Below are 26,591 nucleotides of genomic sequence, written 5' to 3'. Positions count from 1 at the left end.
TTAAAATTCACGGGAAGGCCTTATCTTGTGCCATTAACCCGGATATTATGAGATCGAAAATATTTCTGTTAATTGTATCAATCATCATTATTGGGCATTCAACGGTTTTTTCGCAAAAAGCGCCCCGCTTTCATGTAGTCGCGTTATATGAAAACGGAGGGCATCATGTTGAATATACCAAAGCAGCCCGACCATGGCTGGATAAACTGGCTGCCGACAGTAATTTTACCATCGATTATATCCGGAATACCGACCTGATCGATTCCGCATTTTTAAGTAAATACCAATTGTTTATCCAGTTGGATTATCCGCCGTACGCCTGGAAGGATAAAGCAGTAAAAGCATTTGAAGATTATATCACCAATGGCCGCGGCGGCTGGATCGGTTTTCACCATGCCACCCTGCTTGGCGACTTTGACGGTTACAAAATGTGGGACTGGTTCTCGGGGTTCATGGGGGGCATCACCTACAAAAATTATATCCCAACCTTTGCCAGGGCTAAAGTGATTATAGAAGATCCGCACCACCCGGTTATGAAAGGTGTGCCTTCCTCATTTATGGTTGAAAAAGAAGAATGGTACACCTATGATAAAAGCCCGCGGCCAAATGTGCATGTAATTGCCAGTGTGGATGAATCAACCTACAGCCCCAATTCAGACATCAAAATGGGCGATCACCCGGTCATTTGGACTAACCCGAATGTTAAGGCAAAAAATGTTTATATTTTTATGGGGCATTCGCCGGTGTTATTTAACAGTGAGGTTTATAAAAGGATATTTTGCAACGCGATTTTTTGGGCCTCTGCAAGGTAGAGACGCAAAGCATTGCGTCTCCCGATATCATTCAAGAAACGTCAGAGACGCAAAGTATTGCCGTTTCTACTGAAATATCGTTCCTTTCCGATGGTGGGGTTTTTTCCATAGAATCAGCTGCCACACCAGTTCAGCGCTTGCCAATACGGCAATAGCAAAAACTGCTGCCCAAACAGCTTGTTCCGTAGAAGAGAATGCGCCTGCCAGCGCCACAAAATAAACCACGAAGGGCAGCAGCACCATCATATAAAGGCCGGTTATACTTAAAGGTATTTTAAATGGTCTCGGCGCATCCGGCGCCACTTTACGTAGTTTTATTAAGGAGATATATTCGAGGGATAAACCGGCGCCGTAAACCGTCACATCAATGATCAGCAGGTCAGCAAAGGGCCATAGTACCATCAGGCTAACCACCAGCGAGCAGGTAATGATGGAGACATAAGGGCTTAAAAATCGCTTGTGCTGTTTGTTTAAAAAATGGGGGAGCAGGTCATCATCCGCCATAACTTTAGGCACGCGCGAAACGGAAAGCAACACCGCCGCATAGATCCCGAAGGTGCTGGCCATACCTGCCAGGGCGATCAGCTGCCCCAGCCAGTGGCCGCCGATAGCTTCACCTACTGCGGGGAAGGCGTGTTCCTGCAATTTGCCGGTATCAATACCTGTTTGCTGCGAAACCAGGATAATTAAAAAGTATAATACGATCACCAGTCCAAAAGCTGTAAAGGTTGAATATAAATAGGACTTCACCGGGCGTTCAACTTCTTCGGCATAGGTGGTTACGTTGTCCCAGCCCAGGCAGTTCCACATCACCGTGTACAGGGCCATCCCTAATGATGAAAAAGGTACCCCTTTTAGCGTTTGTGAAGGAATGCTGGTAACCGAATGATGGTAAAATGCCAGTACAAATAAAATGATGAACGGTGTTACCACTGCCGCCCCTAATATCAACGATGTTTTACCTACCGGAACTATACCTAAGATATTCAGCAAGGCAGAAAGCCAAACAAAAACCAGGCAAATGGGGATCCGGTAATCCATCAGCCATGGAAAAAAGAAGGAGGCATACACCACAAACAAACCGGGATAAATGGCGAGATCGATAAAAGTATAGAGCCAGGTCCACCAGCCTTCATAAAAACCCCATCGGGTGCCTAAGGTATGTTTCACCCATTTATAATAGCCGCCGGTAACTGGCATCATACCGTTCAACTCAAGCACGGTAAAAATAGCAGGCACATCCCACAATAAAGGGGTGATCAATAAAATAAGTAATGCGCTATGCTGACCAGCGTACGATACCAATGGCTCCAAACCATAGGGGCCACCTGAAACCGTAAAGAAAATTACAGCGACCAATTGTATCGGCCTTATTTTTTTTAACGACAATTGTGAAGGCATAAGCGATAAAAATATTGTTTATACGGGTAATATTTAAATTGTTTTCGTTTTTATTTATAAATCGTTTAAAAACGAATAGTTGGGTCTCTTATTGATTACTATTTTAACAAGCTCATAATTTCTTATTACTTTTACAGGCAACCAATCAGGGTTTTAAATGAGCAAACCTTTTAACCGTCCTATTCGTGTTTTAGTGGCCAAAGTGGGGCTTGACGGGCACGACCGGGGCGCGCGCATAATTGCAACCTCGCTGCGTGACGCAGGAATGGAAGTGATCTATACAGGGTTGCGCCAAACTCCTGAGATGGTGGTAAATACAGCCCTGCAGGAGGACGTGGATGCCATCGGTGTTTCCATCCTTTCCGGGGCGCACATGACGGTTTTCCCGAAGATCATCAACCTGGTAAAAGAAAAAGGGATGGACGACGTACTGATTACCGGCGGTGGCATCATCCCGCAGGAAGACATGGCTGAACTAAAAAAACTGGGCATTGGTGAACTTTTTCCGCCGGGTACCCATACAAAAGATATTGTAAAATACATTACGGAATGGGTACATCAGCACCGTAATTTTTAAAGGAAATTAAGATGTCATTTAAAAATTTACTTATTGAATATAAGGAACGGATTCAATTCATCATCATCAATCGCGAAAGCAAATTGAATGCCCTAAATAAAGACACCCTGGCTGAATTGCATTCGGCCTTATCAGATGCCTTTAATAACCCAGAAGTTGGCGGAATTATTATTACCGGTGCAGGGCAAAAAGCTTTTGTAGCGGGTGCTGATATCTCAGAATTTAAAGATACAGGTTCGGAGGGCGGCGGTGAGATAGCAAGGCAGGGACAAACACTTGTTTTTGATAAGATAGAGAATGGGAACAAGCCGGTAATTGCCGCTATAAATGGTTTCGCCCTCGGCGGTGGATTGGAACTTGCCATGGCCTGTCATATCCGCGTCGCCGCTGAAAATGCCAAAATGGGGTTGCCCGAAGTAACCTTGGGGTTGATACCAGGCTATGGCGGCACCCAGCGTTTAACCGCACTGGTTGGAAAAGGGAAAGCGATGGAAATGATTATGACCGCTGATATGATTACTGCCGCTGATGCACTCCAATGCGGCCTTGTAAACCATGTAGTGAGCCAGGAGCAATTATTGGGAAAGGCCGAAGAATTATTAAGTAAAATATTATTGCGGGCGCCGCTTGCAATCGCCTCGGCAATAACAGCCGTAAATGCTGCGGTAAAGGATGGGGTAAATGGGTTTGAAACGGAGATCGGAGAATTTTCAAAATGTTTTACAACCAAGGACCTCCAGGAAGGTATTGCAGCATTTTTAGAAAAACGTAAACCCGCTTTTAAAGGAGAATGATTTTTTTATAATTGGCAGCCCCCCTTCTGCCATAGCCGCGCATTTTTGTGTTTTTGATACTATTTTTTACACAAGCCGGCCATGATTTTCAGCAAAATATAACTTTTGTCCCCGTAAAAACGTAAGAGAGGATTAAATTTATAAATTAGCGGATTAGTATGTTAATTAACATGCAAACGACCTTAATGATAAAACAATAATTGCTGGTATGAAAAGAATTCTCATCATTGATGATGAAGTTAATGTTGCGTTGCTGTTGGCGAAGTTTTTGACACGAAATGGTTTTGATGTAACTACTGCATCAACCGGCACTATTGGTATGGAGTACCTTAAAAACGGCGACTTTAACCTTGTTTTGTGCGATTTCAGGCTGGAAGATACCGATGGCCGCGAAATGCTTAAAAATATAAAAACCCAATATCCAAAAACGGGTGTGATCATTATTACCGGCTACTCGGACATAAAGATGGCTGTTGAGCTGATAAAAATGGGCGCCTATGATTATATTACCAAGCCTTTGTATCCGGATGAAATTTTAAATACCATTACCAAAGCAATTGAAACGCATTATGCACTGATTGAGGATAAAACCGAAAAAAATAACGAGGATAAATCATCAAGGGAAAATAGAAAACAAGCCTTTAATGGTGAATTTGTATTAGGAAACAGCCGTGCATCCCGTGAGCTTTTGCGCCAGATAGAATTGGTTGCCCCAACAAATTACAGCGTGATCATCATGGGCGAAAGCGGTACCGGCAAGGAGTCGGTTGCAAAGAGCATACATTTAAACAGCCCGCGCTACAACCAGCCATTTATAGCGATGGATTGCGGATCGTTAACCAAAGAACTGGCCCAGAGTGAATTCTTCGGCCACGAAAAAGGCTCCTTTACCGGCGCTTTATATACCAAGATCGGCCATTTTGAGATGGCAAACGGCGGCACTTTGTTTTTGGACGAAGTAGGAAATTTATCCTATGAGATCCAGGCGGCCTTATTACGAACCGTACAGGAACGGAAAGTGAAAAGAATTGGCAGTACCAAAGAAATTAACCTTGATGTGCGCATCATTATAGCTACCAACGAAAATTTGCAGGAAGGCATACAAAAAGGGAGATTCAGGGAGGACCTTTACCACCGTTTTAATGAGTTTAGCATCTTTATACCGCCCCTGCGCGAACGTGGAAATGATATCATGCTGCTGGCCGACCATTTTTTAAAGCTGGCAAACCATGAGCTGGGACGTAATGTGGTTTCGTTCTCTCCGGAAGTTGTGGAATGTTTTATGAACTACCGCTGGCAGGGCAATGTGCGCGAAATGAAAAACGTTGTGCGCAGGGCAACATTGTTGACTGAAGGAAACGAAATTACGATGAAAGCGCTCCCGCTTGAAATCTCGAACTTTAAAATGCCTGTCCATGAATATGGCAATCATATCGAAAGCTTTGAAATAAAAGAGGTGCGCCACGACCTGAAAAACGCGGCCCTGGAAGCCGAATACGAAACGATATTAAAAGTGTTGAGGGAAGTTAATTTCAATAAAACCAAAGCTGCTGAAATATTAAATATTGACAGGAAAACCCTTTATAATAAAATGAAGGCCATCAATATAAAATAACGTGAAGAGCCCGGCAAAAGATAAAACTAAAGCCAATTCTCCTGGCAAAACCAGTGATGATACTTTGCGCACCTTAAAACATGATATCAATAACCAGCTTTCAAATATACTTTTGGCCCTGGAACAGTTACGTTACGAAATCCCCGATGCTTCCGAAGATTGTACCTTTTACCTGGAATCGATCTCCCTCAGCACAAAAAAAATAAACGCCCTGCTTAAAGAAACTGAATAATTATTCAAGGAAGGCGAAAATATCGCCTCCCTTAAATCTTAAAGAGAATGGACAACTTTGTCAATAAAGCAAGGCTGCCCATCATTTGCCGGTATTATTCGCCCGGTATTACCCTCACTTTTAAATAACTTGGATTTTCTTTGGTTGAATACACCTTATTGGTAGCTTTCTGAAAATCTGAATCCCTGGCTTTCATGATATCTTCAAAACGCTGGGGGTTCCGGTCAATCAGCGGGAACCAGGTGCTTTGTACCTGTACCATAATACGGTGCCCCTTTTTAAAGGTATGCAGCACATCCTGCAGCTCGAAATTTACCGGGCTCACCTGGCCTGGCGTAAATGCCACCGGGAATTCAAAGCTTTTACGGAATTTGCCGCGCATCGCCTCACTGCGTACCATTTGCTCATAATGCGACATATAAACACCCTGGCCGGTAAATTTATTGTTTTTGGCGCTATCAGGATAAACGTCAATTACTTTAACTACCCAATCGGCGTCGGTGCCTGTGGTACTTACTTTAAGGTTTGCCCAAATGTTGCCCGCAAGCGTAATGTCCTTATCAAGCACATCGGTCTGGTAAGATAATACATCGGGCCGGCTTTCGGCAAAACGCTGATCAGCGGTCATGTATTCACGTTTCATATCCAGGTCGGTTTCACTGATGAATGGTACCGGTTTGGTAGGATCAGACACGAATTCATCGGGGCCTGAGGATGCTTTTGGCGCATTAAAAGAAAGCTTGCCGCCTGGCAACAAGTACAGGTTTTTATCCTCTGCTTCTTTTGGCGGCCAGGTTTTGTAAGTTTTCCACTGATTAAGGCCCGTTTCAAAGGTGGATACCTTCGGGATATCCGTATCTGTACCTTTTAAATAATGACTGAAAAAGGCAAACTCTATCTTCTCGCGGTAAAATGGCCCGGTTGGGCCGCCGAAATCAACATCGCCCAAATGGTCGCCCGCTCCTCGCGCCCATCCGCCATGCACCCATGGGCCCATAGCGAAATAGATAGGGGTAGCAGGGTTGTTTTTTACTAAAGTTTTATAAGTATTGATAGCGCCGTAAAGGTCTTCAGCATCATACCAGCCGCCGGTAACCAGGGTAGCGGTTTTAATATCGTGCAGGTGCGGCAATACTTTGCGGTCTTTCCAGTGCTGGTCATAATTAGGGTGATCCAGCATTTCGTTCCACAGTTTGATCGTATCGTTATAATATTGCGGCTTGTTAGAGTTTTTTACCGAACCCATTTTCATGTAATACTCGTACCCGTCTTCGGTGCCGTATTTCAGTTCGCTGCCACGGGCCTGGGTTGGCTTATTATCCTGCCTGTTGGTAAAAAAAGGATAAAAACTAAAGTTTGCCGCCAGCATAAAGGCCCCGTTATGAAAAGCATCATCGCGGTACAGATCGGACATCGGCGCCTGCGGCGACGCCGCTACCAATGCCGGGTGACGGCTCAATAAGCAGGTGGTGGTAAAAAAGCCGGGATAGGAAATACCCCAGGCGCCTACTTTGCCGGTATTGTTAGGGATGTTTTTAATGAGCCAGTCGATGGTATCGTAGGTATCGGTTCCTTCATCCACATCTTTATTGGTTTTATGCTGCTCCAATTCGGGCGTCATCTCGCGGAAAATACCTTCGCTCATCCACCGGCCGCGCACGTCCTGGTAAACAAAAATATATTTGTCGTGTAAAAACAGGGAGGATGGCCCAAGGCTGCCTTTATATTTATCAGCGCCGTAGGGAGCCACGCTATACGGCGTGCGGTCCATCATTATCGGGTATTTTTTGGAAGTATCCTTTGGCACATAAACCGAAGTGAACAGTTTTATACCATCGCGCATCGGTACCTGGTATTCGTATTTGATATAATTATCCTTCACATAGGCAGCATCACCGCCGGGTTGCGCCAAAGCGTTTAACGTCAAAAGGCAGAGGCCTAAAGCCAAAAAGGTAAGTTTCTTCATGAAAAGTCAGTTAAAAAGTTTTTAAAAGTACGGAATAAAACAAAATGACAAACAGGTTGGGTTGTCATAAAATCGTTACGGAAGGGTCATTGATTTGAAGCTTCAAAAAACTCCAAACCTTGAATGAATCTAAAATCTTTCAAATTAAAGGTAAATAGTTTAAAGCCGGTATGGAGCGCGGTTGCTGCTATCAAAGCATCGGGCATAGCTAAATTATGGCTGAGCTTATAATTTTCAATAAGCTGTATTGTCAACGAAGTGATGTCCGGATTAATGAGTAATATATTAAACCGGCTGATATTCTTGTTTAGTTTGCCAAGACCAGCCTTGTTTGGCGCTCCTGCTATCAATTCCATCTTTGTAACAGCGGAGAGTGTTACGAAATCTAACCCTATTAAGTTGTCAAGAATGTATTTGGCGGCTTGATGTCTTATTTGCAGATGATCCAAATAATCAATCATTACATCTGTGTCGCAGATTACTTTGTCCTTTTCCACGCTTCTTCTCTAAGCTTTTTGGCATCAATACCACTGCCGGTAAATATATTCTCCAGTTCAGAAATATTTAAAGTTTTATCTCCTGGAATTAATATATCATCAAGGGAAGATTGCTTTTTATTTTTATCCGAAGACATTTTGAAATCCAAATATTTTGCCAGACTCTTTAAAATTTTCAGGGTTTCAGGCTTTTTATATGTTATAACAACCTCGGGCATAATTTAATCTTTTTATAAAGATAACACATTAAATAAAAAAAGGCAAGCACCGCTCACCTTCTTTACAAATTTCAATACTGCAAATCCGGACCCAATGGTTATCGGGTCGAAAATCCGTACCGATAGCTATCGGGGTCCGAAATCAACATTATTCGTTTATCGCTTTAACGCCCGGCAATTCCTTACCTTCCATATATTCAAGCAACGCGCCGCCACCGGTGGATACGTAGCTCACATCCTCGGTTAATCCGAATTTGGCCACTGCCGCGGCTGAATCACCGCCCCCTATCAAGGAGAACGCGCCGTTTTCAGTAGCTTTTACTACGGCCAAACCAATCGCTTTGGTACCGGCCTCAAATTTTTCCATTTCAAAAACACCCATCGGGCCGTTCCATAAAAGGGTTTTTGAGCCTTCAACCACTTTGGTAAACTCGACAATGGAGTCAGGGCCGATATCTAAACCCATCCATCCGTCTTTTATATCATTATTTTGGGCGATGGCCGTATTAGCGTCGTTTGAAAAATTGTCGGCAATTACTGAATCTGTCGGTAATAATAAATTTACGCCTTTGGCTTTTGCTTTCTCGATGAGGCTTAGCGCGAGGTCGAGCTTATCTTCTTCAACCAATGATTTGCCGATTTTTCCACCCTGGGCTTTGGCAAAAGTATAAGCCATGCCGCCGCCAATAATCAGGCTGTCAACCTTATCCAGCAAGCGTTCAATCAGTTCAATCTTATCGGACACTTTTGCACCGCCCATAATGGCGGTGAAAGGCCTAACCGCGCCGTTCAATACTTTTTCGGCATTTTTCAACTCGCCGGCCATCAGGTAACCAAAAAATTTGGCATTCGGAAAAAATTGAGCGATCACCGCTGTGGAGGCATGTGCACGGTGAGCTGTACCAAAGGCATCGTTTACATAAATATCGCCCAATTTTGACAGTTTTTCGGCAAAGGCCACGTCGCCTTTTTCTTCTTCCTTATAAAAGCGCAGGTTTTCAAGCAGCAACACTTCGCCGCCTTCAAGGGCTTTTGATTTTTCAATTGCTTCGGTCCCGATGCAGTCATCAGCAAATTCAACCTGCTGACCCAGTAAATCAGACAGATGCGGAACGAGGTGCCTGAGGGAATATTTATCTTCCGGGCCTCCTTTTGGCCGGCCCAGGTGCGACATCAGGATCACCGCCCCTCCGTCTTTTAAAATCTTGTTGATGGTTGGCAGCGCGGCTGTCATCCGGTTATCGTCGGTAATGTTATAATCTTTATCCAGGGGAACGTTAAAATCAACCCTTATAAGCGCTTTTTTTCCGGTAAAGCTAATTAGATCTATCGTTTTCATAGTATTTAATCCTGTAAGTTTTAAAGCCGCCAAATTCAGCAAAATTTTTCTATATTCTGAATTTAAAAGTTAAAAGTGATGTAAATCATAAAGTGATCATTTTATTTTAACATACATTACATGATGCGGGCCGATGCCCGGCACCTCAAATTCAGGCGAGATCACTTCAAAGCCCACGTTTAAATAAAACTGCACTGCTTTTTTGCGGGCGTTGCACCAAACATAATTTGCCCGCTGCCCGCGCAGGTAAACAAGTGCAAAGTTTACCAGTTGATTGCCAAACCCCTTACCCCGGTATGGTTCAAGCGTTGCCATACCCCGCAGCTGGTAGCCAGGGCCAGCAAATTCGCCGTAATTTTGCGGATGAAGCGAAACCACACAAGCCAGTTCATCATTAAAAAAATAGCCCAAATGAAACGCCCCTTCCAGCTGATCCGAAGGGAAGCGGCATTCATCATTCGTCAGTTTTCCTTCCCGCAATACGTCGTTTCTGATGGGGAGCAATTCTTCAACTTTTATAAACCTTATCATTTACTATTAAGTAGCTGTTATTTGCCAAATTGAGTAGGTTTTTCCCCGCTTTAATTTGTTTTTAATTATTAATCAAAAATAAATTTTGAAAACCAGTTCTTTTTTAACCTGTCCGAAAGGCATTTTTTATTGTTTTTGCAATTATCTAAAAAATTTGCATAACAATTGCATACTAACAGTAACCGATTGAATAATAAACCTGGCTATGAAACTATTTTTTACGTTGATTTTTGCAGCAGTAATACTCGCAGGATGCAGCAAGCAGGGGGACGTTAATCCTCAAACCAACAAAAATAACAGCACGGGCACTACCCCGCCCGATGCAAGTTCGGGGTTAAGCCACGATGACTCCATTCATATGCCTAAGTTTAATATTAACCGGCAAACAGTAAAAACGAGTGTTTCGGGTAGTAAACTTACATTGGTATTTAACGAGAATGTGGATATTTTATTCACCTCCGAAGCCTACCAAAAGATATCAGCGGTTCACTTACAGGAAGACTTTAAGACTACCTTATTAAACGGCCTTGATTTTACAACCGTTGCGCAAGGGGGCAACACCACGCTGGATTGGGTGGATGATAATTTAAACAATGTAATATTGAAAAAAGTTAGCGATACGTTAATCAATAATGTAAAAATGATGAAGATAAATGTAAACCGGCCATTTACCTTTTTTAAATCATACGCCTCAAATAAAGACGCATTAAATGCGCAAACTTTTTTTATCAGCAAAACCGATGATACGGTTGTTTTTACCTCCTTTAGTTATTACAATCAAAAAAACTACCTGCCCCAGTCGGAGGCGGCAGTGCTGGTTTATACGAAGTAAGTCCGGAAAGTCAGTAAAGTCTGAAAGTAGCTTCGAGTATTTTTTTGGGGAGCTATCAATCATTTTACGGCGTTCTTCTTTCGGTCTTCCCGGACTTTTCCGACTTTCGGACTACAGCGAAGCTATTCGCTTGACCAAATCAGCCAGGCGGCTTGAGTAGCCCATTTCATTATCGTACCAGCCCACCACTTTTACCAGCCCGCCAACAATGGATGTAAGCTGTGCATCAAAAATGCAGCTATGAGTATTGCCCAGGATATCGGTTGATACAATGGGGTCTTCGGTATATTCCAGGATCCTTTTCATGGCGCCTTCAGCAGCTTGTTTAAAGGCTGCGTTAATTTCTTCAACAGTGGCAGGTTTTTTTAAAATACAGGTAAAATCGGTTAACGATCCGTTTAAAACAGGCACGCGGATCCCGGCGCCACCCAATTTACCCTCGAGGTGGGGAAAAATAGTAGTAATAGCTTTTGCGGCGCCGGTTGTTGTGGGAATAATAGAGGCGGAAGCAGCCCTTGCCCTGCGCAGGTCCTTATGGGGCGCATCGTGGAGGTTTTGGTCTCCCGTCATGGAGTGAACGGTAGTGATATACCCGTTAACAATCCCCCAGTTATCGTCCAGGATCTTTACCATTGGCGCCACATTATTGGTGGTACATGATGCGTTGGAAATGATAGGAGAATGCAGGTCGGCGGTGTCATCGTTAACACCCAATACTACTGTTTGGGTGTTTTTTTCGCTGCCGGGTGCCGAAATAATAACCTGTTTGGCGCCTGCCTGCAAATGCCTGGATGCTCCCAAAATTGAAGTAAACTTACCGGTTGACTCAATTACAAGGTTGATATCCAGTTCTTTCCATGGCAGATCAGCCGGGTCTTTCTCGGAAAATACCTCAATAGCATGGCCATTTACAAAAAGATAGTCATCATCAAATGTTATCGTCCCGTTAAAGCCATGATGAACGGAATCGTATTTAAAAAGGTGGGCAAGTGTTTTTGTGTCGGCAAGATCATTAATCGCCACCACATTAATATCTTTCGTGTGGATAATATTCCTTAAAAATATCCGGCCTATACGCCCGAAACCGTTTATAGCAATCCTTATCATATCGATTTATAAGGCTGCAAATTTAAGTAAAATAAGGTAGCGGGCCGGGGTAATAACCGCCTTAAAGAATAGTATTTACAATAAGCTGAACGTTACAGGCAAGATCAGGCTATAAAAATAAGTTGCGCAGTGCCAGGTTTTCGCGTTCTTTTGAGCGGATAAAAAAGGTGATGCTCCAATTGAAGATCAGCGAAAAGGCGACAATCAAAAGGATTAGTGCCGAGCTGCTGTAGTTGTTGAATAAAAGCACCGTTATTATCGACATAACGTTGATGCCGGATAAAATAAGCGTGGTTTGTAAATGATTGAAACCCAGTTTCAGCATGCGGTGATGAATATGGTTGCGGTCGGCAATAAACGGCGACACGCCATTTGAAATACGCACGATAAAAACACGGGCAGTGTCAAATATCGGCCCAATTAAAATGGCAAACGTTATAGCAGGTACTGCAAAAATCTCAGGCGATGTTCTGGCTGCCACGTGGTTTACTTCCATAAACTTAATGGCCATTACTGCGGAGATCAGCCCGATCAATAATGAACCTGTATCGCCCATGAATATTTTTGCCGGAGTAATATTAAATTTTAAAAACCCGATGATTGCACCCACCATCGCCAGCGAAACAGCAGCCAGTTCAAACTGACGGATGTATAAAAACAGGGCAGCAAATGCGCTGTTGGCAACGATACCGGTTGTAGCGGCCAGGCCGTCAATGCCATCTATCAAATTGAAAGCGTTAACTATAGCGAGTATCAACAAAATGGAAATACCGGCACTTAAAAAATAGGAAAGTTCATAAATGCCAAAAACGCCATAGAGGCTGGTAAGCCTTATATTGCCTAAAACTACCAGGATGAAACAAACGATGAGCTGGATAATGAATTTAGTACTTGAATTTACACCCGAAAGATCATCCTTTAGCCCCATAGCAAATAAAATAATGCAGGCAGTAAGTAAATAATTGATCGGCAGCGATTTATCTGTCATGCACAGCAAAAGCGAAGTTATAGTAAAGCCAACGAAAATAGCTACACCGCCAAGCCGCGGGATGCCATGATCATGAGTTTTCCTGAAATGGCCCAGATCATCATATAAGTGGCGGAACCGCGCCACGTGTAAAATAGAGGGGATGGCGAACGCTGTTATGAAGATGGAAATCAGAACTATCAGGATATAATAAACAATAGTATAATTATGTAAAAATTCCATCATTTTACTTAGAAAAATTAGGGAGACTTATCAAATCAATTATCAATCGATAGGTGCAAGTAACTAACATTTGATAATTATTTTGAAGGTAAATTATAAACATATTAACATATTAATTTTCAATTAAAAATACTGGCTAATCTTACGTAAAGGTTTAAATATTAACCCTAGTAAAGGTGCTTTTATGCCATTATTGCGCATAGCCTTCAGATCAAACAATAATCCTTTTACGCGACTGTTAAGATTTTTGTTGCTTGCCCCGCCAGTTTTCATTTTAATTATTACTTTATTAAGGTAACTTGCCTTTAACCCGTTTTTATGCATGAATCGTAACATCAACTCATAATCTGCAGCAGTACCGTACCCGAGGCTATAATAGCCAAATTGTTGAAACAATTCCTTTTTACAGTAAAATGTAGGATGTGGAGGCATCCATCCCCAATTAAACGAGCCCGAGAAATATTTGCCCGATCTCCATTTCCTCACTATCCCCCCTTTATTATTAACAAAATCCAGGTCGCCATAGGTAATATCGGCATTGTTTACGGTAAACTGGCCCGCTATATCCTTTAAAACTTGGGCGTCAGCAAAGTAGTCATCTGTATTAAGCATGCCGATAATATCTCCCGTAGCCATTTTTATGCCTTTGTTCATGGCATCGTATATGCCCTTATCGGGTTCAGATACTAAAATTTGTATATGCTGTTTGTATTTGTGGATAATTTGAAGCGTATTGTCAGTTGAAGCTCCGTCAATAATTATATATTCGACGTTTTTAAAGGATTGTGCCAAAACAGATTGAATACAGCGCTCAATTGTGCTTTCAGCATTGAAAGAGACGGTGATCAGGGAAATTTTTAAATCAGGACTAAACAAAAAATACAAGTGTTTATAGCGGCAAAATTACGTAAATTTGAAGCTGTTTACTAATAATTTAATCTTAAGAAAGAACAGGTGTGTATGCATAAATTAATTTACCTATATTTAATTTTAGCTGTAATTTTATCCTGCGCATCTTGTTCCAACCAGCAATACCAGGTGCTTTTTCAGCAAAGGAAAATGATTTCAGCAGACACTGCGGCCTTGAAGCCCGAAGTTACTGCCTACCAATACCACATAAAATCGCAGGATATCCTGGAGATCCGGAATTTGCAAAACAGTAAAAATATTGTTGACCTTACGCCTGCACAAGGCGCTGTTTCTTCTCAGGGCGGGGCTACAACTCAATCAGAAACCTACCAGGTTGAAGAGGATGGGACTGTAGCGCTAACAGGTTTGGGCCACGTAGCGGTTGTGGGGCTGACAAGGTATGAAGCACAAAAAAAGATTGAGGAACTTTACCGGAAAACGTTCCTTAAACAACCCATTATCGCTTTAAAAATTGTTAATCTAAAGGTTACCATACTGGGCGAGATCAGATCTCAGGGCAACTTCCAGCTTACTAAAGATAAAACTACCCTTATTGAACTGATAGGGGAAGCCGGGGGGCTTACCGAAAAGGCAAATGAAAAAAACATCAAAATAATAAGGGGTAGCGAGCAAAATCCGCATGTTACCGTTATTGATCTGAACGACATTGGGGCAATAAATGATCCAGCTGCCCTGCTCCAGAGCGGAGATATCATTTACATTTCCCAAAATAAGCGGGCTACTCGTACGGATAACTTACAGAATTTTTCATCATTGATACAGCCGGCGTTAATTTTGTTTAATACGGCGCTGATCATCCTCACTCTTGTGCGTAAGTAAATGGAAGAAACCGATAAGATTAAGCATAAGCTGCCGAGCCAGGAGATCGATTATTTTAAGATCGGCAAGATTCTGTTAAGCAGATGGTATTGGATTGTTGGTTCAGTAACCATTTGTATGTTCATTTCTAATGTGTATTTGTGGTACACGCCGAAAACATTTGCCACCTCAAGTACGATGAAGTTTGAGGAAAAAAAATCTGAGATGGCAGATATAACCGGGGCGGGAGTTGCCTCAGACAGGGCGAACGCTTCCAGGATCCAAACGGAAACTATCGTTTTACAAAGCACCCCGCTTTTGGAGAGCGCCATCAAACAACTCGACTACCGCATTAGTTTTTATATTGTTGGGCGCGTTCTTAACCGCACAAATGAGTTGTATCCCCAAAAACCGCTTGATATTGAATTAATAAAATTTGATAGCCTGAATTTTTTTCATGAGCTGATTACTTATAAACCGATCAACAACAAGTCATTTAACATCAGTTATAAAAACGGCGGTAAAGACATTCAATACGTTTGCAAATACAACGTTCCGTTTACTATTGGTCCCACTGCATTTAGTATAAAATACCCGGGCGGCCTTCCGTCAACCGTTTCGTATTTATTTAAGTTGAATTCGCCCAATGACTTTATCGGCAGGATACGGGGTGGCTTTCAGGCAAACGAGACAGCCAAAAACTCTAACATGATCGCCTTGCACGAGGTTGACTCAAACCCGCAGTTTGCCGCTGATATATTGAACGCTATTATGAAAGAATACCTGAATTACGATCGTAATCAGCGAACCCTTTCTACGACGCATATGATCCAGTTTATCGATAGCCAGTTGGATTTTCTTTCAAGTCAGGTTAAGGGATCAGCCAACTCTATTGAGCAATTTAAACAGAATAAAAAAATTATGGATGTGGGGTCGGCATCCGAACAGGCGATGGGTAAAGCCAAAGATATTGAAACGCAACTTTCATTGCTTAAAATACAATTATTGGCAATCGATCAGCTAAAACAACAAATTATCAAAGAAAAAGGGGATGCAAATCTTAGTTTTAACCTTGGCGGTTTGATTGATCCGCAGCTTAATGAGATAGTGGCCGGGTTGAATAACCTGCTTGCCGAGAAATATTCATTGTTAAAAACATACCTTCCCAATTCTCCACAAATTACTGATTTAAACCAGCAAATTTTAGTCGCAAAAAATAACATTTTAACCAGTTTAAATAGTTCCCGCAATGTTATCGATAATAAAGCAAAGTACCTTGATACCCAGATTGCACCAATAAATCAGCAAATCTCACAAATGCCGGCAGCAGAAAGGGACCTTTTTAGCCTGAAACGGGATTTTGAGATCAATGATAAAGTTTACTCCTTTTTATCTGAAAAAAAATTAGATGCCCAGATCAATAGCGCCGGAATTTTACCGGGCGCCACAATCATTGACCTGGCCCAGCCTAATTTCGGCCCGGTATCACCTGATGAACACAGCATCCGCCGCACGGGCATCATTTTTGGTCTCGTAATTGGCCTGGGGCTGATCATCCTGATAAGGGTACTGAATCCTTATATATACGACAAGGAAACCATCGAAAGTCTTACCACTGTTCCTATTATCGGGGTAATCAGGAAATTTCCTGAAGAAATTGATGAATATAGCTCACAAATTCTTGCAATTACACGGCCCAAGTCCATTTTTGCGGAATCTGTCCGCTCGGTACGTACCAACTTAAGCTTCCTGTCGTCCGAAAAAGAGCACAAGATCATTTGTATCACGTCCGAAGTAGCCGGGGAGGGAAAATCATTTGTGGCCGTAAATTTATCGAGCACGTTATCCCTTATCAATAAAAAAGTAATACTAATAGCAGCCGATCTGCGTCGTTCAAAATTGCATAAAACCTTCCAGGTGCCTAATGATATTGGCTTAAGCAACTACCTGGCCAACCAATGTGAAGCAGAAGATATTATAATGCATTCTTCGCAGGAGAATCTTGATTTCATCATATCAGGCCCCGTGCCGCCAAATCCTTCCGAGCTTTTGCATTCAGGCAGGATGACCGAGTTAATAACAAAGCTGAAAACTATTTATGATGTGATTATGATCGACACGGCGCCCATCGGGTTGGTTTCAGATGCGATACCGCTGATCAGGATGAGTGATATTAACCTGTTTGTAATTCGCTCAGGAAAATCAAAATTTTATTCGGCAACTGTTCCGCAGCGTATTGCGCAGGAATATCATTTGGACAATACTGTAATAGTGTTGAATGCATACTCCGAAGATCTGCTGCATTCCCGGTACTACACTACCAAGTTTACCGGTGATAATTATGGTTCAAGGTATTATTATTATTCTGATTACAGCGGGTATGAAAGCTCAGGCTATTATATAGATGAAAAGAAGAAACATTGGTGGGATATCAGAAGGTGGTTCAACAGATAACAGGCGAAAAAAATTATGCCATTAAAATCAGCTGCAGGTTTAAGTAAGTGGTACCCGGTTTATACTCATCCCCGTTCTGAAAAAAAAGCATTTGAAGCGCTGATAAAAAAAGGTGTTGAAGCCTATTTGCCATTGCAGCGGCAACTTAAACAGTGGAGCGATAGGAAGAAATGGGTGGAGGAGCCGTTTATTAAATCATATTTATTTGTACGGATTAAGGAACATGAGCAGACGGAAGTATTAATGACCAAAGGAATAGCGCGTTTTATATATTTCTCAGGCAGAATTACACCAATGCCTGATCGCCAGATAAATGAGCTTAAATTACTGATCGCCAGCCCATATGAACTGGAGGTTACCGAACAGGACCTGCAACCCGGGGAAAACATTATAATTAAAGCCGGGCCATTGAAAGGCCTTAAAGGTGAGATTATTTCTTACCGGTCGCAAAAACAACTTGCCTTACGTTTAGAGAATTTGGGTTACTCCATAATTGTACACGTTTCAGCATCGTTGATAGACAGGGTTTAACATTGATTGAATAGTTAAAATAAGTAGCAGAGGCATTTTGTTTATATTAATGCCCAAATGTTTTAATTGAATGCAGCATTTAAATTGCTGAATTATAATAGGTTGTGCTTTTTAAGTGTGACTTACGCGGCGAAGCTGTGAATGTATTTTTTATATGTGTAGGATAGCAGGAATAATATCAAAAAGGCTTGAACAAAATGAACTTATTGAGAAGGTTACACTTATGTGTGATTCCTTAAAACATGGTGGTCCTGATGATGGAGGTGTGTTTTCAGATGAAGGCGCGAACCTGGTATTCGGGCACAGGAGGCTTTCCATAATAGATCTTAGCAAGAACGGGCACCAGCCCATGGCAGATGGTAAACAAAGAGTTTGGATAACCTTTAACGGCGAGATTTATAACTATCGTGAAATTAAAGAAGAACTTTTAAAAGCCGGGGTATTATTTCACTCAAATACCGACACCGAAGTTATTATCAATGCTTACCTGCAATGGGGCATTTCGTCTTTTTCAAAACTGCGGGGCATGTTTGCTTTTGCTTTATATGATAAGGAAGAGGGAACAACATTTCTTGTAAGGGACGCTACAGGGGTTAAGCCGCTATATTATTACGCCGGGGATGGAACGCTTTGTTTTGCCTCGGAAATTAAAGCCTTCAAAATATCGGGCATAGCAACCGGGCAGGATCCGGCCTGGGCCGTTAGATTTTTAGCTTTCGGACATATTCCCGAACCGTATACCACCTTAAAAGGCGTTTTAAGCCTTAAGAAAGGGCATTACCTGTCGTGGGATCATCATTCAGGCAGCTTTAGTATTGCCGAATTTTACCATCCCCCCGCTGTAAATTATATCACCAATGCCACGGATGCGAAAGACTATATTCGAAACAGTTTGAAAGCGGCCATCAACAGGCAGCTGATAGCTGATGCGCCTATCGGCGTTTTTTTAAGCGGAGGCGTTGACTCAAGCCTGGTTTCATTGCTGGCAAATCAGCAAAAAGAACAACAGTTAAAAACAGTTTCTATTTTCTTTAACGAAAAAAGTTACGATGAACGCGCTTACCAGAATATTGTGTTAGACCAGATTAGTGGCGAAAAGTATGCGCATTTGGTACAACAACAGGACTTTGAAACGTTTTTTCCCAGGATAATTTCGGATATGGACATGCCGACAACTGATGGAATAAATTCATGGTTCATCAGCAAGTATGCGCATGAAGATGGGTTGAAGGCGGTACTTTCCGGAGTTGGAGCCGATGAACTATTTGGCGGATACCCTTCTTTTAACAGGATAAAATACCTGCAATATCTCAGGAAAATACCATCAGTATTGTTCCGCGCAGCAAATTATTTTAAAACAGACAGGTACAGAAAAATCTCTTTTTTATCTCATGAACACTATTTGGCCGACTATTTATTGTTACGGGCGCTGTTTGTTCCTGCTGATATTGCCCGCATATTGAACATGGATACAAAAGAGGTAGGCGAAATTTTATTTAATGAAGCCGATATAAATAACCTCGGTCCGTACAATGAGGAACATGCTGCCTGGTTTGAAAGTAATCTTTATATGCAAAACCAGTTACTGAGGGATACCGATGTAATGAGCATGAGCCATGGCCTTGAAGTGCGGGTGCCCTATTTGGATGAGGATTTTCAGCAAATGGTGAAGACAATATCGCCTGAAATAAGGTTCAGTAAAAACCAGCCCAAAAAGATATTAATTGATAGCTTTAAGGAAATTTTACCGGAAATGACCTGGAACAGGCCAAAAATGGGTTTTACGTTTCCTTTTCAAGAGTGGATGAGCCGCCATATCGAGATCAGCAACGAAAAATTATACAAAGGTAAGTTTGCCCAGAATGAGGTTTTGAAATTTAAAAGCGGCCAGATGCACTGGTCAAAGGTATTTGCGCTTTACCAAATTCAATTACATGTCTAAAAAAGTAGTACTATTTTCTTTGCAAACGTTTAGCACTACTGGTGGTATCCAAAAAATGACGCGTACGCTTGCCCATTCGCTATATAACCTTGCCAAAAACAACGAATGGGATTTTAGATTATGGTCCGTTTACGATTCCGATAAAGATTTAATGCCCCAATATTTGCCTGCTGATAATTTTGTCGGCTTTAATCTGATGCGCCTGAACTTTATTTTCAGGACGATATTTCAGTCGAAAAAGCCTGATGTAGTTATATTGACACATATTAACCTGGCGTCGGTAGGGCTGCTACTGAAAATCATCAACCCTAAATGTAAAGTTTGGCTGATTACACACGGTATTGAGGTATGGAGGCCGTTATCCCGCGTTAAAATTGCGCTGCTGAAACATTGCGACAAGGTGATATGTGTGAGCAACTTTACCCGGCAGCAAATGATAAGCAGGCATCAAACCGACCCTGCCAAGTGTGTCGTTCTAAACAATGCGGTTGATCCGTTTATGAGGCTACCGGAAACGTTTACAAAACCGGTACATTTATTACAGCGGTATAGAATAACGGCAGATAATCCTGTACTATTTACGTTAACCCGCCTGGCCTCAACCGAGCAGTATAAGGGGCACGACCAGGTGATAAAAGTGATAGGCCGTTTAAAACAAACATATCCGGACATAAAATATATCCTTTCCGGAAAGTATGATCGCAACGAAGAGAGCAGGATTCAGAAACTCATTTCAGATCATAAAGTGGAAGAACAGGTAATACTTACCGGATTTATTGATGAAAACGAACTTTCCGATCATTTTTTACTGGCTGATGTGTTTGTATTGCCGAGTAAAAAAGAAGGTTTTGGAATTGTTTTTATTGAAGCGCTGGCTTGCGGCCTGCCTGTTATCTGCGGAAATGTTGATGGGAGTGTTGATGCCATCTGCAACGGCGAATTAGGGAAAGCCATAAATCCGGACGACCTGGCAGAATTGGAAAATGCCTTAACTGTTTTTTTAAAAACAGCTTTAACCAAGGAGACCCGGAAATACCTGCAGACGCAATGCCTGCTGCATTTTAATGAAAAACATTATATGGAGAACTTAGAAAAACTAATAAATAATGGATAAGCCGGGGGAAGAAATTTGGGACATTGAAATCAGCCCCAGGAATAATCTTCTTGACCTGAAACTAAAGGATGTATGGCATTACCGGGATCTGCTTGTATTATTGGTGCGAAGGGATTTTGTGGCTTTTTATAAGCAAACGGTATTGGGTCCGCTCTGGTTTTTTTTGCAGCCACTGGCTACTATCGTCCTTTTCAATTTCGTTTTTGCCAATATTGCCAAAATATCCACCGGGTCAATTCCGCCCCCGGTATTTTATTTAGCAGGAACCATCATCTGGAATTATTTTTCGGATTGTTTAACTAAAACTTCGACTGTATTTAAAGATAATTCGGCAATGCTGGGTAAGGTATATTTTCCGCGGTTGATTATGCCGCTGAGTATTGTACTTTCAAACCTGATCAGGTTCGGTGTACAATTTATTTTGTTTTTATTGCTGATGGTTATTTATAGTATCCAGGGATACCCGATACAACCCAATTTTTACTTGTTGCTGTTCCCGGTGCTCATCGTATTGATAGCCGCATTGGGTTTGGGTTTGGGGATGATGATCTCTGCGGTAACTACCAAATACCGCGACCTTACCTTTGTGGTAAGCTTTGCTGTACCGCTTTTAATGTATACCACCACGGTAATTTATCCGTTAACCGTTGCCCAGGCAAAATATCCTAAATATAGCTGGCTAATTAAATACAACCCGATAACAGTAGTTATCGAAACGTTTAGAAAAGGCTTTTTGGGCGAGGGCAGTTTCAATTGGGGGTTATTGGGATTTGCCGCCGGCGCGACGATAATTGTTGTGATCATCGGCACCATTATATTTAACCGGGTGGAGAAAAATTTTGTTGATACCGTATAATGACTAAAGTAATAAAGGTTGAAAATTTGTCGAAAGCGTACCAGTTAGGAGACTTTGGTACCGGAACCATTTCGCGCGACCTTGAACGTTACTGGGCCCGGATCCGCGGCAAAGAAGACCCCTTTTTAAAAATAGGCGAACTTAATGACCGCACTCAAAAAGGCACAAGCGATATTGTATGGAGCTTACGCGACCTGAATTTTGAGGTTGAACGGGGTGATGCAGTAGGGATTATAGGGCGAAACGGTGCGGGTAAAAGCACCCTGTTAAAAATTTTAAGCAGGGTAACCTCGCCAACCGTCGGGACGGTTAAAATTAAGGGCCGGGTTGCCAGCTTGCTGGAAGTAGGTACCGGCTTTCACCCTGAACTGACCGGGCGCGAAAATATTTATCTGAATGGCGCCATCCTGGGTATGCGCAAGGCAGAGATTAAACGGAAGTTTGATGAGATAGTGGACTTTGCAGGTGTCGACCGTTATATTGATACCCCGGTAAAAAGATATTCATCCGGTATGTATGTACGGCTTGCATTTGCTGTTGCGGCCAACCTGGAGGCTGAAATTTTAGTAGTTGACGAAGTACTGGCCGTTGGCGATGCCGAGTTTCAGAAAAAATGCCTCGGAAAGATGGGCGATGTGAGTAAAGGCGAGGGAAAAACCGTTTTGTTTGTGAGCCACAACATGGGGAGCGTACGGCAGTTATGCGATAAGGGAATATTGCTCACCAACGGGCAAATAGCTTTTACCGGTAACACCGAAGCAGCCATCAGGAATTATATGAACAGTTCGCTGGACCCAAAATCGGGAATTGCTGCTATCGGTCCTCTCGCTGACACTATCAAAATAAAAAGCGTTACGGTAAACGGCAGCCCCCTGGATGTTGCGATAACACCAAAGGATGAAATAAATGTTTGTATTAAATACCAGTGTCTTAAATACTTGCCGGGCTTCCGCATCTCGCTTACTTTATTTAAAGATGGCGTAAGGGTGCTGACGGTTCAGGACCTGGAAGAATCTACAGCGATTGAACCCGGGTATTACCGCTCGGATATAAAGCTGCAAAGCTATTTTTTAAGGCCGGGAACTTACACCGTAGCCGTTGGCGGGCACAATACCAACCATACCAATTTTTCGCTGGGGAATGTTGAGTGGTTTTTTGTGACCGATATCAGTTCGTTTGAAGTGCTGGAAGAATGGAGCAGTGCGTATGACTTCAATAACCTGGGAATAATAAACCTGCCGAATACCAACGGCGTGCGTACTGCCATAGGCAGTGATGACTGATACTATATGAAGATTTTTATTCTGGACCCACCGTCTGTATTTCAACCCAAAACGCAGTCATTTCAATATCCGGGGCACAACAAGGATTACGGTATTGAGCAGGACTTTCATATCTGGCTTAAAAAGCAAAAGAATCTGGTTACCAATAATCCCACAGAAGCCGACTGGCACTATTTACCCGTTTACTGGACCCGCTGGCATATTAATCACGGATTTGCGGAGCACGGGGAAGGTTTGGAAGAATTACAGGCAGGCGTTGATAAAATAGTGATTGACGACTCCAGGACATTCACCATTACCCAGTTTGATGGGGGGATATTGATCAATGGCGGTAAAATGACTTTGTTTACGGCGGCGCGTACCATCAATGAAGGTATTGACATTCCTATTTTGTGCAGCACGCACCGCAAACCGCCGATTAATCCTAAAAAGAGATATTTAGCCTCATTCAACGGATCATTTACCACGCACCCCATACGGGTTGAGATGGAGCAGCGGTTTAAAACCAACCCCGGGGTATTGATACAGGGCGGTTTGCCCACGCGGTTTTATAAAAGATGGCTTTGGGCCAAGAATTTCAACCTGAATACCATGGCATCGTACGTGGCATTATGCCCGAGAGGTACAAGTTGCAGTTCCTTTCGCTTTTTTGAGGCCATGCAGTTAGGCACTGCGCCCTGCCTGGTCGGCGATGTTGATGTACGCCCGTTTAAAAAATTCATCCCTTGGGATGAATTCAGCTATTATGCGGCGACAGTGGATGATCTGGAAAAACTGCTTAAAAATTTAGATAAAAAAGACGCCATAAAAAAAGGGAAAAAAGCTTACCGATATTGGAAAAACGAATTGTACTATCAAAAATGGTGCAAGTATGTGATTAAGGAGCTCGAAGAAATGGGGAGCAAAAGCAATGCCTGATATTTCATTTTTCATACCTGCCTATAATTGTTCGCTCACCATAGCGGAGTCTGTTGATTCAATTATGGCAACCAACTTTACCGACGGTGATGAGCTCATTATTGTAAATGATTGCTCAACTGACAATACAACCGAGGTTTTAAAAAAGCTGCGACAAAAATATCCCGTTATAACCGTTATTGAACATTTGCGGAATAAAGGTGGTGCAGCCGCCCGGAACACAGCAGTGGAAAACGCAAAGAATGAACTCCTGTTTTGCCTTGATTCAGATAATGTATTGGCCCCGTCGAGTATTCCCCCTTTAAAAAAATATTTAATGGAGCATAATGCTGATGTTGCTTCATTCCAGTTTCAGCATTCGTTTGCAGATGACAAATTTAACCCGGTTTATATCTGGACATTGCCCGCCGGTGATTTTAACCCTGACGATTACCTGGTTGGGAAAAATACGCCCGGTCAGCATGGCAACTACCTTTTTACGAGGCAAAGCTGGCTTAATGCCAAAGGCTATGCCGAAGGCACCGGTGCGCTTGATACCTGGACATTTGGCCTGCGCCAGGCAATAACCGGGGCTAAAATGGTGGTGCTAAAAGATACTTTTTACTATCACCGGCTTGATTATGCCAATTCATACTGGATGCGCGATGCGGAGGCTAACCTCTGGTCGGTTTCGGTAAAAGCGGCCTATGCCCTTTTGCCATTTTTTGACAGGATAGACGAGCAGTTTTTAAACTATATGCTTGGCAAGGGTAAATACATTTGGTTTTACCAGCTTAAAAACCGACCGCTTAAATTGGTTTCCGAAGGATCAAAAAAACAATTTTACGTCAACCTAAATAAAAAAATAAATGCGGCCATTTACCCCAAGCCCTCTTTTTTGTCGAGGGCAGTCAACAAAATTAAAAGAGTGCTTAAGCTGACAAAATGATAGCAGTTAGATTAGAGGGTCGTTTGGGTAACCAGCTTTTTCAATATGCCTTTATCTATAGTGTTTCAAAAAACCTAAAAACAAGGTTTTATATCGATAAAAGCGTGATCAATTTTATGGTGCTGGCCTACTTCGACATAAAACCAGCCCGCTTATCTGTTTTGGATCAATATGTTTTCACTATCAGCGGGTACAAAAACATTTTCAACCATCATTTAAAGGTGGCGTTTTACAAATTGCTAAAGGGAATTTGTGGATTGCATGAACTCATTTTTGAAAATGAACTTTCACCAGGCGAACAGCTAAAAAGCATTAATGACAAGGTACTATACACCGGCTTTTTTCAATCCGAAGATTATTTCATTGATCACAAAAAGGAGATCATCAATTTGTTTTCGATAAAAAGAAACTACTGTGAGCAATTCGAAAATATTTTAAAAACGCTTCCCGCCTCAAAAAAATATGTAACCGTGCATATCCGGCGTGGCGATTATGCGGGCCTCGGCCTGGCGCTGAGTTCGGATTATTATAAAAGGGCGATTGATAGCATCCACACCGATGAAAACTATTATATTTTCATTAGCGATGATTTTGAATTTATCAACCGGGAGTTTGGCCATATCGAAAATAAATACCTGTCGGAGAATGCCGAGATCATTGATTTCCAGTTTTTAACCCATGCCGATGTTTGTATCCTGTCAGCCAGTTCATTCAGCTGGTGGGGGGCATACCTTAATCCCAAACATCCCAAAGTAATTGCGCCGGCGTATTGGCTCGGAAAAAATGAAGGGAAAGAACTTCCGGTAAATGTGATCCCGGAGGGATGGATAAAATTTAAATAACCATTGGAGCTGCTGCAACTAAATAAATTTGGCGATCTGCATAACGGGAGGGATATCATATTCTGCAAAACCGATTACCTGAAAGATGAATTTAAAAAAATTGCGAAGTTTAAAAACGAGGTTATCCTGATCTCCGGAAACGGGGACGAAGGGATCGCGAGCAATTTAACTTCACTCATGCCGGATAATATCCGCTTTTGGTATTGCCAGAATAATTTAACGTACCACGAAAGATTGATTTCCATCCCCATCGGTCTGGAAAATACAAGTGTTAATAAAAGAAAGGGGCATGGTGTTGCATGGCCGCATGCGGTGGAAAAAATAAATCTGTTAAACGAAGTGTTTAATAGCAATGAGAACAGTCGCCCTTCACAGTTTTTGTACGCCAATTTTAATACACAAACTAACACGGCATACCGCAAACCGGTGAAAGAAATTTGTATCAATACGCCATTCATCAACTGGGATGAGCCATCATTAAATTATCCGGGGTTAATAAAAAAGGTTTTGGATCATGAAGCTACGATCTGCCCGGCAGGAAATGGTATTGATACGCACCGGTTATATGAGGTGCTTTATTGCAAAAGGGTAGCCGTTACGATTAAAATAGGCAATTACCCTGTATATAACGAACTTTACAAAAAACTCCCCGTGGTTATTTTAGACAAGGTGGAGGATTTACAGGATCAGGATAAGTTAAAGGAGTTGATTGGTATCGCGCAGCAAAAAAAGGAAAACCTGCAATTAATTGATTTTGCCTTTTGGAAAGCATCCATTACCGGGGCTGCCAATAAAATTCCTGAATCAAATAAAAGCGTGTTCAGGCGTTTTTTTAACCGCGACAAATTTTAATGAACAAAGCGT

General features: G+C 42.2%; 26 protein-coding genes. 17 read left to right on the top strand and 9 right to left on the bottom strand.

Annotated elements, in window-relative coordinates:
* Positions 1-47: 47 nt before the first annotated feature.
* Positions 48-812 carry a ThuA domain-containing protein gene (locus tag MgSA37_RS23605; protein WP_096355624.1) on the top strand — a complete coding sequence of 255 codons (765 nt, stop codon included), beginning with the start codon at positions 48-50 and terminating at the stop codon, positions 810-812.
* Positions 813-878: 66 nt separating this feature from the next.
* Here MgSA37_RS23605 and MgSA37_RS23600 read toward each other — a convergent pair whose 3' ends face one another.
* Positions 879-2,213 (bottom strand): APC family permease, encoded by a 1,335-nt coding sequence (locus tag MgSA37_RS23600; protein WP_096355622.1) that lies wholly within the window; start codon positions 2,211-2,213, stop codon positions 879-881.
* A gap of 157 nt (positions 2,214-2,370) precedes the next feature.
* Here MgSA37_RS23600 and MgSA37_RS23595 point away from each other — a divergent pair, with 157 nt between their 5' ends.
* The 4 genes from MgSA37_RS23595 to MgSA37_RS23580 all read left to right on the top strand — a co-directional run bounded on the left by MgSA37_RS23595 (position 2,371) and on the right by MgSA37_RS23580 (position 5,431).
* Positions 2,371-2,790, top strand: coding sequence for a cobalamin B12-binding domain-containing protein (locus MgSA37_RS23595; protein WP_096355620.1), 420 nt, complete (start codon positions 2,371-2,373; stop codon positions 2,788-2,790).
* A gap of 11 nt (positions 2,791-2,801) precedes the next feature.
* Positions 2,802-3,584, top strand: coding sequence for an enoyl-CoA hydratase/isomerase family protein (locus tag MgSA37_RS23590; protein ID WP_096355618.1), 783 nt, complete (start codon positions 2,802-2,804; stop codon positions 3,582-3,584).
* 208 nt (positions 3,585-3,792) lie between these two features.
* Positions 3,793-5,199: a sigma-54-dependent transcriptional regulator gene (locus tag MgSA37_RS23585; protein ID WP_096355616.1), complete on the top strand. Its 1,407-nt coding sequence runs from the start codon at positions 3,793-3,795 to the stop codon at positions 5,197-5,199.
* Between the two features lies 1 nt (position 5,200).
* Positions 5,201-5,431, top strand: a complete 231-nt coding sequence (locus MgSA37_RS23580) for a histidine kinase (RefSeq protein ID WP_096355614.1) — start codon at positions 5,201-5,203, stop codon at positions 5,429-5,431.
* A gap of 94 nt (positions 5,432-5,525) precedes the next feature.
* Here the strand turns inward: MgSA37_RS23580 and MgSA37_RS23575 are convergent, their stop codons facing one another.
* The 5 genes from MgSA37_RS23575 to MgSA37_RS23555 form a co-directional block, all read right to left on the bottom strand.
* Entirely contained in the window at positions 5,526-7,397 is a 1,872-nt protein-coding gene (locus MgSA37_RS23575; protein ID WP_096355612.1) for a CocE/NonD family hydrolase, read from the bottom strand.
* An 86-nt stretch (positions 7,398-7,483) separates the two neighbouring features.
* Positions 7,484-7,894, bottom strand: coding sequence for a type II toxin-antitoxin system VapC family toxin (locus MgSA37_RS23570; protein WP_096355610.1), 411 nt, complete (start codon positions 7,892-7,894; stop codon positions 7,484-7,486).
* On the bottom strand, positions 7,876-8,112 hold the full coding sequence (locus tag MgSA37_RS23565) for a hypothetical protein (protein ID WP_096355608.1): 237 nt from the start codon (positions 8,110-8,112) through the stop codon (positions 7,876-7,878). The genes MgSA37_RS23570 and MgSA37_RS23565 overlap by 19 nt, the downstream gene beginning before the upstream one ends.
* A gap of 148 nt (positions 8,113-8,260) precedes the next feature.
* On the bottom strand, positions 8,261-9,451 hold the full coding sequence (locus tag MgSA37_RS23560; RefSeq protein ID WP_096357709.1) for a phosphoglycerate kinase: 1,191 nt from the start codon (positions 9,449-9,451) through the stop codon (positions 8,261-8,263).
* Between the two features lie 96 nt (positions 9,452-9,547).
* Positions 9,548-9,982: a GNAT family N-acetyltransferase gene (locus tag MgSA37_RS23555; protein ID WP_096355606.1), complete on the bottom strand. Its 435-nt coding sequence runs from the start codon at positions 9,980-9,982 to the stop codon at positions 9,548-9,550.
* Between the two features lie 205 nt (positions 9,983-10,187).
* On the opposite strand from MgSA37_RS23555, the gene MgSA37_RS23550 reads away from it, so the two are divergent.
* Positions 10,188-10,814 (top strand): hypothetical protein, encoded by a 627-nt coding sequence (locus MgSA37_RS23550; protein ID WP_096355604.1) that lies wholly within the window; start codon positions 10,188-10,190, stop codon positions 10,812-10,814.
* 111 nt (positions 10,815-10,925) lie between these two features.
* Here the strand turns inward: MgSA37_RS23550 and gap are convergent, their stop codons facing one another.
* The 3 genes from gap to MgSA37_RS23535 form a co-directional block, all read right to left on the bottom strand.
* Positions 10,926-11,918: a type I glyceraldehyde-3-phosphate dehydrogenase gene (gap, locus tag MgSA37_RS23545; protein WP_096357707.1), complete on the bottom strand. Its 993-nt coding sequence runs from the start codon at positions 11,916-11,918 to the stop codon at positions 10,926-10,928.
* Between the two features lie 112 nt (positions 11,919-12,030).
* The gene (locus tag MgSA37_RS23540; protein ID WP_096355602.1) at positions 12,031-13,134 is read right to left on the bottom strand and encodes an MraY family glycosyltransferase; all 1,104 of its coding nucleotides are present in this window, start codon (positions 13,132-13,134) and stop codon (positions 12,031-12,033) included.
* 120 nt (positions 13,135-13,254) lie between these two features.
* Positions 13,255-14,007 carry a glycosyltransferase family 2 protein gene (locus MgSA37_RS23535; RefSeq protein WP_096357705.1) on the bottom strand — a complete coding sequence of 251 codons (753 nt, stop codon included), beginning with the start codon at positions 14,005-14,007 and terminating at the stop codon, positions 13,255-13,257.
* Positions 14,008-14,190: 183 nt separating this feature from the next.
* Here MgSA37_RS23535 and MgSA37_RS23530 point away from each other — a divergent pair, with 183 nt between their 5' ends.
* From MgSA37_RS23530 to MgSA37_RS23480, 11 genes are all read left to right on the top strand, one after another.
* Positions 14,191-14,880: a polysaccharide biosynthesis/export family protein gene (locus MgSA37_RS23530; protein WP_172885365.1), complete on the top strand. Its 690-nt coding sequence runs from the start codon at positions 14,191-14,193 to the stop codon at positions 14,878-14,880.
* Positions 14,881-17,313, top strand: a complete 2,433-nt coding sequence (locus MgSA37_RS23525; RefSeq protein WP_096355599.1) for a GumC family protein — start codon at positions 14,881-14,883, stop codon at positions 17,311-17,313.
* Between the two features lie 15 nt (positions 17,314-17,328).
* Positions 17,329-17,844, top strand: coding sequence for a UpxY family transcription antiterminator (locus MgSA37_RS23520; RefSeq protein ID WP_096355598.1), 516 nt, complete (start codon positions 17,329-17,331; stop codon positions 17,842-17,844).
* A gap of 154 nt (positions 17,845-17,998) precedes the next feature.
* Positions 17,999-19,786 carry an asparagine synthase (glutamine-hydrolyzing) gene (asnB, locus tag MgSA37_RS23515; protein WP_096355596.1) on the top strand — a complete coding sequence of 596 codons (1,788 nt, stop codon included), beginning with the start codon at positions 17,999-18,001 and terminating at the stop codon, positions 19,784-19,786.
* Positions 19,779-20,900: a glycosyltransferase family 4 protein gene (locus MgSA37_RS23510; RefSeq protein WP_096355594.1), complete on the top strand. Its 1,122-nt coding sequence runs from the start codon at positions 19,779-19,781 to the stop codon at positions 20,898-20,900. Before asnB ends, MgSA37_RS23510 begins: the two co-directional genes overlap by 8 nt.
* Positions 20,893-21,756, top strand: coding sequence for an ABC transporter permease (locus MgSA37_RS23505; protein ID WP_096355592.1), 864 nt, complete (start codon positions 20,893-20,895; stop codon positions 21,754-21,756). Before MgSA37_RS23510 ends, MgSA37_RS23505 begins: the two co-directional genes overlap by 8 nt.
* The gene (locus MgSA37_RS29240; protein WP_232010723.1) at positions 21,756-23,039 is read left to right on the top strand and encodes an ABC transporter ATP-binding protein; all 1,284 of its coding nucleotides are present in this window, start codon (positions 21,756-21,758) and stop codon (positions 23,037-23,039) included. Before MgSA37_RS23505 ends, MgSA37_RS29240 begins: the two co-directional genes overlap by 1 nt.
* Before the next feature lie 6 nt (positions 23,040-23,045).
* Positions 23,046-23,957, top strand: coding sequence for an exostosin domain-containing protein (locus MgSA37_RS23495; protein WP_096355590.1), 912 nt, complete (start codon positions 23,046-23,048; stop codon positions 23,955-23,957).
* Entirely contained in the window at positions 23,950-24,885 is a 936-nt protein-coding gene (locus tag MgSA37_RS23490; protein ID WP_096355588.1) for a glycosyltransferase family 2 protein, read from the top strand. The genes MgSA37_RS23495 and MgSA37_RS23490 overlap by 8 nt, the downstream gene beginning before the upstream one ends.
* Positions 24,882-25,727, top strand: a complete 846-nt coding sequence (locus MgSA37_RS23485) for an alpha-1,2-fucosyltransferase (RefSeq protein ID WP_096355586.1) — start codon at positions 24,882-24,884, stop codon at positions 25,725-25,727. The genes MgSA37_RS23490 and MgSA37_RS23485 overlap by 4 nt, the downstream gene beginning before the upstream one ends.
* Positions 25,728-25,730: 3 nt before the next feature.
* Positions 25,731-26,579: a hypothetical protein gene (locus MgSA37_RS23480; protein WP_096355584.1), complete on the top strand. Its 849-nt coding sequence runs from the start codon at positions 25,731-25,733 to the stop codon at positions 26,577-26,579.
* The last annotated feature ends 12 nt before the right edge of the window (positions 26,580-26,591 follow it).

Source organism: Mucilaginibacter gotjawali, assembly GCF_002355435.1.
Taxonomy (GTDB): Bacteria; Bacteroidota; Bacteroidia; order Sphingobacteriales; family Sphingobacteriaceae; genus Mucilaginibacter; species Mucilaginibacter gotjawali.
Note: the sequence above shows the minus strand (reverse complement) of the source record. Positions and strands in the feature narration are given on the sequence as shown.

Coding starts and splice junctions, on each gene's coding strand:
- MgSA37_RS23590 (WP_096355618.1), top strand. CDS start 2,802: ATGTCATTTAAAAATTTACTTATTGAATATAAGGAACGGATTCAATTC.
- MgSA37_RS23485 (WP_096355586.1), top strand. CDS start 24,882: ATGATAGCAGTTAGATTAGAGGGTCGTTTGGGTAACCAGCTTTTTCAA.
- MgSA37_RS23530 (WP_172885365.1), top strand. CDS start 14,191: ATGATTTCAGCAGACACTGCGGCCTTGAAGCCCGAAGTTACTGCCTAC.
- MgSA37_RS23555 (WP_096355606.1), bottom strand. CDS start 9,982: ATGATAAGGTTTATAAAAGTTGAAGAATTGCTCCCCATCAGAAACGAC.
- MgSA37_RS23605 (WP_096355624.1), top strand. CDS start 48: ATGAGATCGAAAATATTTCTGTTAATTGTATCAATCATCATTATTGGG.
- MgSA37_RS23600 (WP_096355622.1), bottom strand. CDS start 2,213: ATGCCTTCACAATTGTCGTTAAAAAAAATAAGGCCGATACAATTGGTC.
- MgSA37_RS23520 (WP_096355598.1), top strand. CDS start 17,329: ATGCCATTAAAATCAGCTGCAGGTTTAAGTAAGTGGTACCCGGTTTAT.
- MgSA37_RS23510 (WP_096355594.1), top strand. CDS start 19,779: ATGTCTAAAAAAGTAGTACTATTTTCTTTGCAAACGTTTAGCACTACT.
- MgSA37_RS23540 (WP_096355602.1), bottom strand. CDS start 13,134: ATGATGGAATTTTTACATAATTATACTATTGTTTATTATATCCTGATA.
- MgSA37_RS23550 (WP_096355604.1), top strand. CDS start 10,188: ATGAAACTATTTTTTACGTTGATTTTTGCAGCAGTAATACTCGCAGGA.
- MgSA37_RS23585 (WP_096355616.1), top strand. CDS start 3,793: ATGAAAAGAATTCTCATCATTGATGATGAAGTTAATGTTGCGTTGCTG.
- asnB (WP_096355596.1), top strand. CDS start 17,999: ATGTGTAGGATAGCAGGAATAATATCAAAAAGGCTTGAACAAAATGAA.
- MgSA37_RS29240 (WP_232010723.1), top strand. CDS start 21,756: ATGACTAAAGTAATAAAGGTTGAAAATTTGTCGAAAGCGTACCAGTTA.
- MgSA37_RS23495 (WP_096355590.1), top strand. CDS start 23,046: ATGAAGATTTTTATTCTGGACCCACCGTCTGTATTTCAACCCAAAACG.
- MgSA37_RS23575 (WP_096355612.1), bottom strand. CDS start 7,397: ATGAAGAAACTTACCTTTTTGGCTTTAGGCCTCTGCCTTTTGACGTTA.
- MgSA37_RS23505 (WP_096355592.1), top strand. CDS start 20,893: ATGGATAAGCCGGGGGAAGAAATTTGGGACATTGAAATCAGCCCCAGG.
- MgSA37_RS23490 (WP_096355588.1), top strand. CDS start 23,950: ATGCCTGATATTTCATTTTTCATACCTGCCTATAATTGTTCGCTCACC.
- MgSA37_RS23595 (WP_096355620.1), top strand. CDS start 2,371: ATGAGCAAACCTTTTAACCGTCCTATTCGTGTTTTAGTGGCCAAAGTG.
- MgSA37_RS23560 (WP_096357709.1), bottom strand. CDS start 9,451: ATGAAAACGATAGATCTAATTAGCTTTACCGGAAAAAAAGCGCTTATA.
- MgSA37_RS23565 (WP_096355608.1), bottom strand. CDS start 8,112: ATGCCCGAGGTTGTTATAACATATAAAAAGCCTGAAACCCTGAAAATT.
- MgSA37_RS23525 (WP_096355599.1), top strand. CDS start 14,881: ATGGAAGAAACCGATAAGATTAAGCATAAGCTGCCGAGCCAGGAGATC.